At 60.5% G+C, this 12,734-nt stretch carries 12 protein-coding genes and 1 rRNA gene; 5 read left to right on the plus strand and 8 right to left on the minus strand.

What is annotated here, in order from left to right; all coding sequences use genetic code 11:
- Positions 1 to 63: 63 nt before the first annotated feature.
- Positions 64 to 312, minus strand: a complete 249-nt coding sequence (locus tag ACQZAB_RS01860) for a response regulator transcription factor (protein ID WP_428386577.1) — start codon at positions 310 to 312, stop codon at positions 64 to 66.
- A gap of 175 nt (positions 313 to 487) precedes the next feature.
- On the opposite strand from ACQZAB_RS01860, the gene ACQZAB_RS01865 reads away from it, so the two are divergent.
- Both ACQZAB_RS01865 and ACQZAB_RS01870 read left to right on the plus strand, forming a co-directional pair.
- Positions 488 to 1,315, plus strand: coding sequence for a sensor histidine kinase (locus ACQZAB_RS01865; RefSeq protein WP_428386579.1), 828 nt, complete (start codon positions 488 to 490; stop codon positions 1,313 to 1,315).
- A gap of 81 nt (positions 1,316 to 1,396) precedes the next feature.
- Positions 1,397 to 2,239, plus strand: coding sequence for a type II secretion system protein (locus tag ACQZAB_RS01870; protein ID WP_428386581.1), 843 nt, complete (start codon positions 1,397 to 1,399; stop codon positions 2,237 to 2,239).
- Positions 2,240 to 2,252: 13 nt separating this feature from the next.
- Here ACQZAB_RS01870 and ACQZAB_RS01875 read toward each other — a convergent pair whose 3' ends face one another.
- Both ACQZAB_RS01875 and ACQZAB_RS01880 read right to left on the minus strand, forming a co-directional pair.
- Positions 2,253 to 2,813 (minus strand): 5-formyltetrahydrofolate cyclo-ligase, encoded by a 561-nt coding sequence (locus ACQZAB_RS01875; protein ID WP_428390122.1) that lies wholly within the window; start codon positions 2,811 to 2,813, stop codon positions 2,253 to 2,255.
- 76 nt (positions 2,814 to 2,889) lie between these two features.
- Positions 2,890 to 3,750, minus strand: coding sequence for a queuosine precursor transporter (locus ACQZAB_RS01880; protein WP_428386583.1), 861 nt, complete (start codon positions 3,748 to 3,750; stop codon positions 2,890 to 2,892).
- Positions 3,751 to 3,924: 174 nt separating this feature from the next.
- Between ACQZAB_RS01880 and ACQZAB_RS01885 the strand changes: the two genes are divergently transcribed.
- Positions 3,925 to 4,338 (plus strand): Minf_1886 family protein, encoded by a 414-nt coding sequence (locus ACQZAB_RS01885; RefSeq protein ID WP_428386585.1) that lies wholly within the window; start codon positions 3,925 to 3,927, stop codon positions 4,336 to 4,338.
- Positions 4,339 to 4,376: 38 nt separating this feature from the next.
- The gene (locus tag ACQZAB_RS01890; protein ID WP_428386587.1) at positions 4,377 to 5,555 is read left to right on the plus strand and encodes an AI-2E family transporter; all 1,179 of its coding nucleotides are present in this window, start codon (positions 4,377 to 4,379) and stop codon (positions 5,553 to 5,555) included.
- An 84-nt stretch (positions 5,556 to 5,639) separates the two neighbouring features.
- Here ACQZAB_RS01890 and ACQZAB_RS01895 read toward each other — a convergent pair whose 3' ends face one another.
- Positions 5,640 to 6,185, minus strand: a complete 546-nt coding sequence (locus ACQZAB_RS01895; protein ID WP_428386589.1) for a copper-binding protein — start codon at positions 6,183 to 6,185, stop codon at positions 5,640 to 5,642.
- Between the two features lie 665 nt (positions 6,186 to 6,850).
- Between ACQZAB_RS01895 and ACQZAB_RS01900 the strand changes: the two genes are divergently transcribed.
- Positions 6,851 to 8,360 (plus strand): 16S ribosomal RNA (locus ACQZAB_RS01900).
- A gap of 317 nt (positions 8,361 to 8,677) precedes the next feature.
- Here the strand turns inward: ACQZAB_RS01900 and ACQZAB_RS01905 are convergent.
- From ACQZAB_RS01905 to ACQZAB_RS01920, 4 genes are all read right to left on the minus strand, one after another.
- Positions 8,678 to 9,028, minus strand: a complete 351-nt coding sequence (locus ACQZAB_RS01905) for an HPF/RaiA family ribosome-associated protein (protein WP_428386591.1) — start codon at positions 9,026 to 9,028, stop codon at positions 8,678 to 8,680.
- Between the two features lie 161 nt (positions 9,029 to 9,189).
- The gene (locus tag ACQZAB_RS01910) at positions 9,190 to 10,401 is read right to left on the minus strand and encodes an FIST signal transduction protein (RefSeq protein WP_428386593.1); all 1,212 of its coding nucleotides are present in this window, start codon (positions 10,399 to 10,401) and stop codon (positions 9,190 to 9,192) included.
- A 97-nt stretch (positions 10,402 to 10,498) separates the two neighbouring features.
- Positions 10,499 to 11,044 carry a NuoI/complex I 23 kDa subunit family protein gene (locus ACQZAB_RS01915; RefSeq protein WP_428386595.1) on the minus strand — a complete coding sequence of 182 codons (546 nt, stop codon included), beginning with the start codon at positions 11,042 to 11,044 and terminating at the stop codon, positions 10,499 to 10,501.
- 95 nt (positions 11,045 to 11,139) lie between these two features.
- A complete protein-coding gene (locus tag ACQZAB_RS01920) occupies positions 11,140 to 12,684 on the minus strand; it encodes a TrkH family potassium uptake protein (protein ID WP_428386597.1) in 1,545 nt (514 codons plus the stop codon).
- Positions 12,685 to 12,734 lie beyond the last annotated feature (50 nt).

A 12,734-nucleotide genomic window follows, 5' to 3' on the forward strand; every position in this document is an offset into this window, starting at 1 on the left:
GTTGTGCCTAATGACGGGGATGTTTGGGATGTTCATTCATGGATTGAGGGTGTGTAAGCATCTTCAGGGCTGAACCAGGCCCTCGCGGATGGCCCAGTGTGAGAGGTCGATGCGGTTGGCGCTGTTGGTTTTTTCCATGGCCGAGGCGATCTGCTTTTCGACGGTTTTGGGTGAGCGGAAGACGGCGCTGGCAATCTCGGTGCTGGTGAGTCCCTGCGCGACGAGTCTGGTGACGGTGTCGAGCAGGGAGGTGATGCCTTCGGCGACGAGTTTGTGGTCGTCGACGACCAGGATGGGGATGGTTTTCGGCACAACGTCGACTCTCCGAGGGTAGCCTGTCACCATCATAGATCGCGTGAAGGAAAAACCATTGAGTTTTTCGCCCAAATTAACAGGCGAATCCTGGGATACAGGCTGGCAAGTGGCTGGTGGGCTTAGCAGGCTGTGGCGGGTGGCCTCGTGTCTGGGCATCTCAGCGGTTTATACGTTGGTAGCGCAAGGTTTCCTGCTGCCGGCTGCGTTAACCGTGCTGCTGATTGCGGTGATTGCGGCGGACAGGAATCGTGCTTACCTACGTGAGATCGAGACGGAGCGTCGGATGAGGCGTCTGGATCGGGTTGAGGCGTTGGGAACGATGGCGGCGGGGATCGGACATGATTTTGGCAATCTGGTTCTGGCGATCCGGGCTTATCACTCCTCGCTGCGGAAGCTGGTTCCGGGTGGTGATGAGCGGATTCAGAAGGCGTTGACCGGTCTGGGGGATGCGACGACGAGCACGCAGACGCTGATCGAGTCGTTGATGACGTTTGCGCGTCAGGACCCCGTGGAGGCTGAGGCGGTGTCGGAGGTGGTGGACCTGGGGGAGGTGGTCCGTGAAGGATGCGAGGTGATGGAGCCGCTGCTCGGGAAGCGGTGTACGCTGCGGTTGCAGCTGTCGGAGGAAGCTTTGGAGGTGCGGGCGGGGCGTGATGATCTGTTGCGGGTGCTGAACAATCTGCTGATCAATGCGCGGGATGCGTTGTCGGATGATGGGGCGATCGAGGTTTCTGCGTATCGCGTTTGTGGCGAGGTGTGGTTGATGGTTCGTGATGAGGGAGTAGGGATGCCGGGAGCGACGCAGCGTCGTGTGTTCGACCCGTTTTTCACGACCAGACAGCGTGGGAAGGGGACGGGGCTGGGGCTCTCGGTGGTGTTTGGTCTGGTTCAGGAGATGGATGGGCGGGTGGAGGTGAGTTCGACCGAGGGAGTGGGGACCTCGATGGTGGTGGTGCTTCCGTGGGCTGGCGTTGATGCAGACACCGAAAGTGGGAGATGAATCGGTTTCGGTGCAAGAAAAGGCTGGGTGGATCGACCGCCAGACGTTAGGGTAAGGGGTATCACATGAGAGGATTGCGTCATGGCTGAGCAAATACGTGTGCGGTGGGGGTTTACGCTGATTGAGTTGCTGGTGGTGATTTCGATCATTGCGGTGCTGATGGGGATGCTGCTGCCGGCCCTGGGTAGCGCGAGGGACTCGGCCAAGGCGATCACCTGCATGAGTGATATGCGTCAGTTGGCGGTGATGGTGAACGTGTTTGCGGTGGACTACCGGGACAAGCTGCCTGCCAACCGGGTGGTGACGGGTTCGGGCGAGCACGTGACCTGGCGTCACTGGATGGTACGTTTGGGATACGCGAGCACGGAGGACGCTTGGGAGTGTCCGATGCCCGCGCCGCTGGGGGCGTTTAATGAGATCGGAAATAGTGATGGTGTGCCGAATGCGGACATTCCGGTCACGACCTGCGTCAATGATGTGACGGCGAACTACGGCTACAACGGCACGGCGTTCTGGGGCACCAAGTCATCGAGTCCGGGGACGGACAAATCGATCTCGCAGATCGAGCGACCGTCGCACCTGATCATGCTTTTAGAGACACAGATGCGGTTTCCGGATTTGGGTATCTGGATGCATGACTACCGCGCGAACGAGAACGGTGAGCGTGATTTTGAAGGGGACGTCGGGCCGTTCGGGTATTGGCACGGCGGTCAGGGCAACTGGATGCGGGTGGATGGCTCGGGTTTTCGGATGAATTTCAGGGACACGCTGCTTGATGATTGCATGTGGCACAACGGTCAGAATCGTGTTCCGCTTGAGGACCCAGATGGCGATGGTGAAGACAAGTCGGTGCCTCGGATTCACGAGCACCCGGACTACATTCCAAATCTGGCTGCGAGCTATTCGGGCGACTGGGCTTTGTAGATCGTAGATGCGTTCAGACTCGGATGAGGTTGGACTCGGTGATAAGGATTCTGACCGGGTGGTCGTGGGTCTCCTCGGGGAGGGTGTCTGTGACCTGGGTCTGGAAGGCGAGGCCGATGGGGAGGGTGTCGGGGTGCTGCTGGAGGAAGCGGTCGTAGAAGCCGCCGCCTCGGCCTAGTCGGTGCCCTTGCGGGGTGAAGGCGAGTCCGGGGACGAGGGTGAGGTCGGGGGTGGTTTCGAGGGGGATGCGGGTCTGGGGTGCGGGTATGTCGTAGCGGTCGGGGTAGAGGTCTTCGAGGTCATTGAGGAGGTGGGGCACCATCTCTTCGCCGACGACGACGGGGACGGCGACGGTTTTGCCGCGTTCGAGGAGCTGATCGAGGAGTTTGTGGGTAGCGACTTCCTCGTGGACAGAGACGTAGGCGAAGATGGTGTCGGCCTCGGCGATTTCGGGGAGGTCAAGCAGGCGTTTTCGGATGGCGGCGGAGGCGTCGATCCTGGCGAGTGGGTCGAGGGCCTGGAGGCGGTCTCGGGCTTGCTCACGGGCCTTGGCTTTGGAGGCTGGCGGGGTCATGGTGCTCAAGAAGGTAGCCCCTTGTGTCTTTTCGGGTGGTGCGGGTCGCTCGGAATGTGCCGATCAGGTGATCGGGCTAATCGACCTGGCCATGGTGCTCAACGGTGGGGTCGAGCTTGAGGTACCTGCTTAGGAGGTGCCTGACGAGGTAGATGATGGGGGTATCGAGTGCGGCGATGACGAACTTGAAGACATAGCCCGTGGCGATGAATAGCCAGAGTTGGGGCCAGATGGATTGTGCGTCATCGATGGGTAAGGCGCGTGCGACAAAATGGGTGATTGTGATCACGGCGAAGGTATCGACGAACTGGGAAACCATAGTCGAGGCGTTGTTACGGAGCCAGAGATGTCGGCCTTTGGTGAGTCGTTTCCAGAAGTGGAAGAGATAGACATCGACGAACTGGGCGGCCATGTAGGCGATCATGGAGGCTAGGACGGCACCGTAGGTGAGGGCGGTGAGGTGGAAGAGTGTCCAGCCACCAGGGTCGCTGAAGGACTGGGTGTCGGCGTTCCATTCGGGTGGCGGCGGGTAGCCTGTGGCGGGATCGACGGTCGTAAAACCGGGGAGGGTAGTGCCGAGTCCGAGAATGACCAGGACCCAGACGTTCAGAATGAGGCCGACGAGGACCACGGCGTTGGCGCGTGCGCGGCCGTAGAACTCGCTGATGAGATCGGTGCAGAGGAACGTGAGGGGATAGGGTAGGACGCCGGCTGCGACAGCGAAGGTGTAGGTACCTAGGGTGCCCCATGCGAAGCCGGCTTCGGGGGTGTAGGAGGCGAGGACGATAAACCGGGTAATCCCGAGAAGGTTGAGCATGGTGAGCGTGCCGAGGAAGAGACCTGCGAGGAGCAGGAAAGTTCTTTCGCGGCGTTCACGTAGCCTGGGATCGATCGGTTCCAGGGTGGTTATCGTGCAGGTGGTTTTGGCGGCGGTCATGGGCGGATGATAGGTGAGGAGGTTTGGGATGTTGCTTTGGGTTGCGGTGTGCGGGATTTCCTGAATGTTTCGTGGCTAAAGGGAGAGTGAGGCTATACTGTGTGATCTGCGGTGGGCGGCCGTTGGGCCCTCGGCGTTTGAGGCCCTTTGCTCTTAGCTGAAACAGGTGTGTGTATGCCAACAACCGATCTAGCTTCGCTGGCGCGAACGTCGAGGTACAGCCTCGAAGCGTTTGTGTTTGTGCAGCGAGGTTTGGACTACACCGTGCGTCGTCACCACGGTGACGCTGAGCAGGACGAGACACTCATCGACCCCACGGAGTCGACACGTCATGTCACGGGTCGGCAGCTTTGTCTGGGGTTGCGGGATTTTGCAATCCGTGAATACGGCTTGATGGCGAAGACGGTGCTGCGTCAGTGGGGGGTGACGGGCACTGAGGATTTCGGGCGGATTGTTTTTGAGATGGTTGAATCCGGGAACATGCACAAGACCGATGAGGATTCGATCGAGGACTTTGTCGAGGTGTATCGCTTCAATGAGGCGTTCGCTCCGACGCTTGAGCTCTCGGGGTCGGCGACTCGGGACTGAGCATCGCTAGCCGGGCGGGTTGTCGTTATCGTTTGGGGATGAGTCGAGACTCCGATGGTCGTGACATCTGGCGTGATCCGTGGGTTGGATTGCTGGTGGCGTTGCTGGCGCTGGCTGCGTTGATTGCGCTGCTTTCGGGGCCTGTGGGTTGGTTGTTTGCGGCCTTGCAGCCGGTGTTGGTGCCGGTGGTGCTGGCACTGGCGCTGGCTTATGTTCTGAATCCGGCGGTTTCTTGGGTGGATCGGCGGACGAGCGTGTCGCGGATGCTAATCGTGCTGGGGCTCCTGGGGGTGGTGGCGGTCCTGAGCATCTCGGCGGTGTTGTATGCGACGCCGGTGGTGCTGAAGCAGGCGGCCGATCTGCTGGGCGCGTTGCCAAGCTATGCGGAGCGTGTGGTGGGCTGGGTGGCCGAGCGTCTGAATACAGATGCGGCCTCGCTGGAGCAGCGGGTGGTGACCGGGGTGCGGGAGGCGATCGACTCGCTGAAGACGGGTGTGAGTGAGGGGGGCGAGGATGGGGTAATCGATGTTGGGGCGGTTATCTGGGGCTTGTTGCAGACAGCGGGCGTGGGGTTTGAAGTGATCGGGACGACGATCGGTCTGCTGAGTTATCTGATTGTGGCGGCGGGTGTGTGTTTGTTCAGCCTTTTTGTGTTTTTGTGGCGTTTTGATCAGGTTCTGGCGGTGGTTCCGCCGCTGGTGCCCGCGTCGTCGCGTGATCGTTTTCTGGGCTTGATGCACAAGATGGACAAGGCGGTGGCGGCGGTGATCCGCGGGCGGCTCTTGCAGTCGCTGATCTATGGCTCGGTGTTGTCGCTCGGCTGGGCGTTGTCGGGCGTGCCTTACTGGTTGCTGCTGGGCGTTGCGGGTGGGATTCTGAATCTGGTGCCGTTTCTGGGGGCGGTGGTGTGGCCGATCGCGTTGCTGCTGGCGATGGCGGATGGCGGGAGCGCGGAGGGCTGGTGGATCGGGGCGTTGGTCTGGCCGACGCTGGTGTACCTGCTGGCTGTGTTTATTGACAGCTGGCTGGTGGAGCCGTGGGTGCAGGGTTCGGCGACGAATCTGGGGCCGCTGACGATCATGCTGGTGGTGCTGGTGGGGGCTTCGTTAGGCGGGGTGGTGGGGATGCTGATTGCGATCCCGGTGGCGGCGTGCGTGCGGGTGCTGCTGACGGAAGAGGTGCTGCCGAGGCTGGAGTCGTGGGCGGCTTCGCAGTAGTTGGACTTCGGAACACTTCGGATCTATTGAAAAGACCGGACCCTGAGGGTCCGGTCTTTTGGTTTAGGTTTGATGTGGAGGGGATCAGTCGTGGTTGTGACCTGCGTGATCGGCGTGATCATGATCGTGGCCGGCGTGGTCGTGTTCGCTGTGGTCATGGCTCGAATGGCCGTGGCCTGTGTGGTCGTGGTCGTGACCGCTGTGGTCGTGCCCTGCGTGATCGTGGGCGGGGGTGAGGTTGAGTTCAGTATCGGCGGGGAGTTCGGTGATGCGGGTGATGACGTAGGCCACGGGGTTCCAGGAGACTGAGAAGTCGACTTCGACGGGGTCGCCTGGCTCGACGCCTTCGAGCGGGAGATCGGCGGGGACCGGGAAGGGCATGGTCATGGTGGCCATGCCGACGGCCTCCCCTGCTTTGTTCTTGAAGTCGGGGATGGCCTCGTGGGCGATCTGCATGTTGGCGTTGCCGGGTGTCGGGAGGGCGACGACCTGCCCACGGACGGTGTAGGTGTCGACCCGGTCGGTGACGGCGGGGGCCTCGGGAGCGGGTGCGTCTGTGGATTCGCCACAGCCGGGCAGGAAGCTGATGGCGACGAGGAGGGAGGCGGTGGCGAGCAGGCGGCTGGTCATGGAAGTCTCCGGGGAGTGTTGATGGATGTGTGGGAAGCGTAGCCGGGCGGATATGCGGCGTCGCGGGCTGTGGAAACCGTGTGAATTGGTGACGGATACGCAGTTCTGAGGGCGTCAGGGTCTCATAAGGTGAATGTTCAGAAACAGTAAAGTGTGTTCTGAGGGATTGGGACAGATTTTAGGCGGATCACGCGGCTGGCTGGCTTGACAGGCGATTTCCTCGGGCTACAGTATGCGGCTCGCCACGCGGCAGGCAGCAGTCGGCAGCGGAGCGGGTTACAGCCTTCCCCGGAAGTTTGTAACGGCCTTTGGGCCAGGTCTTTGGCAAGTGAACAGTCGGATACGTCGCGAGGATGCGCCTTGCCGGTACGGGTGTGACATTCGTATCGAGTGAGGAACCAAATGGCCGTTGACCCTCCAAGGTTGTGCGGTTGGTTCGCATCCTTGTCATGTGATTCAGGTGGGCTTGCCCATCTGAAAAGCAGGACGTGAGCCATCAATTCCAAAAATCCATGAAATCAGATTAGCCTCTGATCATGGCGCGGATTGGACTTCGGTCTGGTTCGTGTGACCGGCTCGATGCACTTTGCTTCGGCGGAGTGTGATCGGGTGCCGGATCAAGTTCGAAGACTTACGGCGAGCTTGCTCGTCGGTCAACGATAACTCAATTGAAGAGTTTGATCCTGGCTCAGATTGAACGCTGGCGGCATGGCTAAAACATGCAAGTCGAACGATTAAAGCCCTTCGGGGTGCATAAAGTGGCGAAAGGGCGAGTAATGCGTATCTAACGTACCCCCAGGCGAGGGATAGCTCGGAGAAATCCGGGGTAATACCTCATAATCCCAACGAATCGTATGTTTTGTTGGGCAAAGGCTTGCCACCTGGGGCTCGGGATACGTCCTATCAGCTTGTTGGTGAGGTAAGAGCTCACCAAGGCTAAGACGGGTAGCGGGTGTGAGAGCATGACCCGCCGCATCGGGACTGAGACACTGCCCGGACTCCTACGGGAGGCTGCAGTAACGAATATTCCGCAATGCGCGAAAGCGTGACGGAGCAATGCCGCGTGCAGGATGAATCCCCTCGGGGTGTAAACTGCTGTCAGGGGTTAGGAAATTTGACCAGCCCCAGAGGAAGAACCGGCTAACTCTGTGCCAGCAGCCGCGGTAATACAGAGGGTTCGAGCGTTAATCGGAATCACTGGGCTTAAAGCGTGCGTAGGCGGCTCTGCAAGTATCTTGTGAAAGCCCACGGCTCAACCGTGGAATTGCTCGGTAGACTGCAGAGCTTGAGCCCGACAGAGGTCGTCGGAACTCTAGGTGGAGCGGTGAAATGCGTAGATATCTAGGGGAACGCCAAAGGTGAAGACAGGCGACTGGGTCGGAGCTGACGCTGAGGCACGAAAGCGTGGGTAGCGAACGGGATTAGATACCCCGGTAGTCCACGCCCTAAACGATGTGTACTAGATCGAGGAGGTTTTGACGCCATCTCGGTCGCAGCTAAAGCGTTAAGTACACCGCCTGGGGAGTACGGTCGCAAGGCTAAAACTCAAAGGAATTGACGGGGGCTCACACAAGCGGTGGAGCATGTGGCTTAATTCGAAGCAACGCGAAGAACCTTATCCTGGGCTTGACATGTATGGATTAGCTTGCCGAAAGGTGAGTGACGCGGTTTCCGTGGAACATACACAGGTGCTGCATGGCTGTCGTCAGCTCGTGCTGTGAAGTGTCGGGTTAAGTCCCTTAACGAGCGAAACCCCTGCCGTTAGTTGCCAGCGAGTAAAGTCGGGGACTCTAACGGGACCGCCGGTGTCAAACCGGAGGAAGGTGGGGATGACGTCAAGTCCTCATGGCCTTTATGCCCAGGGCTGCACACGTGCTACAATGGTATGTACAGAGCGACGCGATACCGTAAGGTGGAGCAAATCGCAGAAAGCATACCCCAGTTCGGATTGTGGTCTGCAACTCGACCACATGAAGGTGGAATCGCTAGTAATCGCGTATCAGCAATGACGCGGTGAATAAGTTCCTGAGCCTTGTACACACCGCCCGTCACGTCATGGAAGCCGGGAGCACCCGAAGTCGCGGAGATTCATCCGTGCCTACGGTGAGTTCGGTGACTGGGACGAAGTCGTAACAAGGTAGCCGTAGGGGAACCTGCGGCTGGATCACCTCCTTTCTAAGGGATTGACTTAGAACGTGGTGTTGGACTCGTTGGAGCGAGTCCGGCAAGCCGGTTTGCCGGCGGCAGAGAGATCTGCCCACGACCGTCAACGTTACCTCGCCTGTTCTGGTTTTGGCCAGAAGAGATAGCAGCAGGGCGACCTGTTGCGAAGAGCATCCGACTGTTCGCTTGCCAGTGACCTGGCATTGGATCATCAGATCTACGGAACCCACCTGTTGAGGTGGGTTTTTTTGTGCCTGCTGAACCCCATATAAAGAACCGCCCTGCTGGAGGGCGGTTCGTGGGTGCTATAGCGATGAAAAAAACGTCGGTTATAAGGTTGGATAGGTGCCTGAACGGGCGTTCTGGCGGGTGGCGTGGTCGCGTTTTTTGTTGATGGCTCTGCGGACGGTTCGTTTCATGCGTTCGGCGGCCTGGTCCACGGCCTGGTAGACGTCGGTGTCGGTCTGTTCGACGATGACGAGTCCACAGCCCATGACGTCGACCTGCATCTGGCAGTGCATATCGCTGCCGCCTCGGGGGCCGTTCTTGTCGGACAGGCGGACGCGGACGCGGCTGACCCGGCGGCTAAAGCGTTCAAGTGCTGCTGAGATGCGGTCGCGGGCGTGCTGTACGAGGGTCTCGCTACGGTCGATGTTGAGCGCATGGACATCTACATTCATTTGTGGGCCTCGCTTAGGGGGTTTAAGAAACTGACATGATGAAACGGACAGAGACGCAGGCTGTCGGTAGCAGTATCGCATGTCCCCGGTTTACGTCCAAGCATTTCTTCGGGATCGATAACCCGCAGACGGACCTTCTCAGGGCTGCGTCGATGGCTGGGTTAGAGGCTCTCGAACGCGCGGAACGCGGTTAGCACCACGGTATGGCCGTGGACGAGGGCTCTGCCGCCAACGGGGCCGATTTCTCCAGCTGCGAAGCAGCCGACGAGTGGGGGCTCCTCCAGGGCGGCGTAGGCGAGTTGTGCATCGACATCGGGCTGGTCGTACAGATTGATGCCACGCCCGGTGCAGGTGAACATCAGCCCCCCTGCTGCCGGGCCGTAGAGTCTTTGCGTTTCGAGGAGGAGATCGAAGTCGTCGGAGGCGGCTTTCTGGTCGCGGACGTGGAACTGGACGGTCTGGCCGACCGTGACCTGGGGATCGCCGACGGCGACGTAACCGGCGTCCTGATCGACGCCTACGAGTCCACGGATGACGAAATCGCCGGGCCCGAAGCGCTTCTTGTATTCGTTGACAACCCTTCCGATGAGCAGCCCATTGCCTTCGACGAGCTGCTGGTCATCGGGTTCGAGTTCGCCGACCATGCCCTTGATGGCGTCGAGGGCGTTCTGGCCGCCTAGTTCCTGGACGATGTGGCGTTTGGATTTGGTGATGATGTAGGGCTTGCCAACGGGACGGCAGCCCTGGCTGACGGTGGTTTTGGCGGCGACGTGACCGCTTAGGATGCAGCCGATGGCTCCCTCGTTGAGGACCTGATCGTCTATGAGGAGGCGGTTTTTTCGGGGTCTGCGTGCGCCGCTGGCGAGTCCGCCAACGACTTCGGCGGGGCTGATGAGTTTCTGGAGTGCGGGCAGTGTCTTGATGAGGGGGGTGCTGAAGGGGTCGGCCATCAGCAGGGATAGCTGCTGTGAGCCGTCGATTTCGAGATTGAGTTCTTCGGCGAGGACTTCGGGATCGCCTTGGTCGTCGCCCCAGCCGATTTGCTGGAAGCTGAAGGGCTGCAGCCGGCAGCCGGGCAGGTTGGCGGCGAGGACCGTGATGGCGGGTTCTTCTTCGATTTCCTGGGCACCGAAGACCACGCCACAGACGGACATTCCCAAGAGGCTTTGAGGTTCCAGTGCGTCTCGGATCCGGTCCCGGATGGTGTCGATCTGGGCGACGTGGTGCTGGGTGAAGAAGATGACGAGGAGGTGGACCTCGGGGAGTTCGGCGGCGGCGATCTGATCGATCAGCTCGATCCCGGCGCGCTGAGGATCACTGGCTCGTGTGAGCGCAGATGCAAACCGAGGCTCGGGGGCGTTGGGCTGGTTCATCGAATCAGCCCAGATGATAGCGTCAAAAACGTCCAAGTCGTCCACCTAAACAGGCCTCAGGTCCTGTTAAGGCGGCTGGATAACCTATCCAGGTGGTTCACATCGGCTTTTTATCGATCGTGGCGTCGTAGACGGAGAGGAGTTTCTGCTTGTCGAAGATCATTTCTTGGCGAGAGAGGCCGACGATGTCGTAGGTCTGGGTGAGTTCGATGGCGTCGACAGGGCAGGCTTCTTCGCACATGCCGCAGTAGATGCAGCGGAGCTCGTCGATCTCGAACTTGATGGGGTATTTCTCGCGGTCGTCCCAGGGGGATTCTTCGCCGACGATGTGGATGCAGTTGGCTGGGCAGGCGGTGGCGCACATGAAGCAGGCGACACAGCGGACGCGTCCCTGTTCATCGCGGTTGAGACGGTGGACACCCCGGAAGTTTGGGACGTGGAGCCCCCCTTCTTCGACGGGCAGGTCTTCACGGCGTTCTTCGGGGTACTGCATGGCGCGGTTGGACTTGCCGCCGCCGACGGAGCCGAAGAAGTGTCGCAGGGTGGTGCCGAGGCCTTTGAAGACTTCCGGAAGGTAGAAGCCCTCTGCAGCGCTCAGTGGCGGCAGGTCGACGTTGATGATGTCCTTTTCGGCGATGGGCATCGTGGGCTCCGGTGGGTGTCGGGGAAAAGTCAGATTGTTCGCGTTGTGAAGGGCCGGGTCAAGCCGTAGGTCTGGCCTGCCGTTCGGGGATGGGGTCAGTCTCTGGACCAGAATTTCGGCCAGACAAGGACGAGCAGGGCGAAGAGTTCCAGTCGGCCGAGGGCCATCAGGGCGCTGAGGACGAGGAGGGATGGGTCTGAGAACCAGCCGTAGTTGTCGGTGGGGCCAACAGCGTGGAAACCGGGGCCAACGTTGGCGAGGGTCGAGACGGCGGCGGAGGCGGCGGTGAGCATGTCGCAGGGGCTACCCTCGGGTTCCAGGACCATCAGGAGGCTGGCACCGACCCCCAGGAAGGTGATGAACAGGAGGCAGTAGATGAGAGCGCCGAGCTTCATGTCGGCATCGACGACGGTGGAGCCCATGCGGAGGGGGCGGACGACGGCGGGTCGGTAGGCTCGTTCGATGGCTTCGCCGATGATCTTGATGACGATCCAGACGCGGATGACCTTAAGCCCCCCTGCCGTGGAGCCGGCGCAGCCGCCGATGAGAAACATGGCGAAGAGGAGGGTTTTGGAGGCGATGGGCCAGAGTTCGAAGTCGGCGGTACAGAAGCCGGTGCCGGTCTGAAGGGCAACAGCCTGGAAGCCTCCGTAGCGGAGGGACTGTCCGAGGGTGGCGTCGACGATGTGTCCTGCGGTGGTGACGATGGAGCCGCCGTAGAGTTCGAAGGTTATGACCAGGGTCGCGATGAGTTTGAGGGCGAGGTAGAAGCGGAGTTCGACATCGGTCCAGAGAATGGACCATCGGCGTTGGATGAGCAGGTAGAAGATGGCGAAGTTCACGCCGGCCAGGAGCATGAAGAGGATGGTCCAGAGGTCGAGGGCGACGGAGTCGTAATGGCCGATGGAGGCATCACGGGTGGAGAGGCCGCCGGTGGACATGACTGAGAGGGCGTGGCAGAGGCTGTCGAACCAGGAGATGACGCCTGTTGATTTGAAGGCGAAGAGGGCGAAGGCGGTGACGCCGAGGTAGAGGATCCAGAGGGTTCTGGCGGTTTCCCGGATTCGTGGGCGGACGCCTTGCTGTTGGGGTCCTGGGGCTTCGGCGAAGAAGAGTTTGCGGCCGCCTGAGCCGAGGTTGGGCAGGACGGCGACGAAGAGAACGACGATGCCGAGACCGCCCAGCCAGTGGGTGATCGCGCGCCAGAGCAGAAGGGAAGCAGGCAGGGCCTGGATCTCGCTCAGGACGGTAGCGCCGGTGGTGGTAAGGCCGGACATGGCCTCGAAGTAGGCGGCGGCGGGTGAGCTGAAGACGTGATCGGTATCGATCCCGCCGAACTGGACCCATGCGTAGAAGGGGATGCCGGCGAGGATAGCCCCGAGCAGCCAGCTGAGTGCGGTGAGGAGCATGGCGTCTCGGCGGCCGAAGTTCTCGATGGAGAGGCCGCGGCCAAGGGCGTAGGCGGTGGCGGAGATCAGCCCGCCGATGGCCATGGTGGTGGCGATGGCGAGGAGTGCGGCGCGATTGCCGGTGCCGCCTGTGATCAGCGGATAGATCTCCATGAGCAGCGGGAAGATCATGCTCGCGGTGAGGATCATCAGGACGAGGCCGAGTTGCCGGACGACAGCGAGGAGGTTCATGCGGTGTGCTCTGGATCGGCTAGCGTTTCCATGGGCTGCCGGCTGGTCTG

This window comes from Mucisphaera sp. (assembly GCF_965279675.1).
GTDB lineage: Bacteria > Planctomycetota > Phycisphaerae > Phycisphaerales > Phycisphaeraceae > Mucisphaera.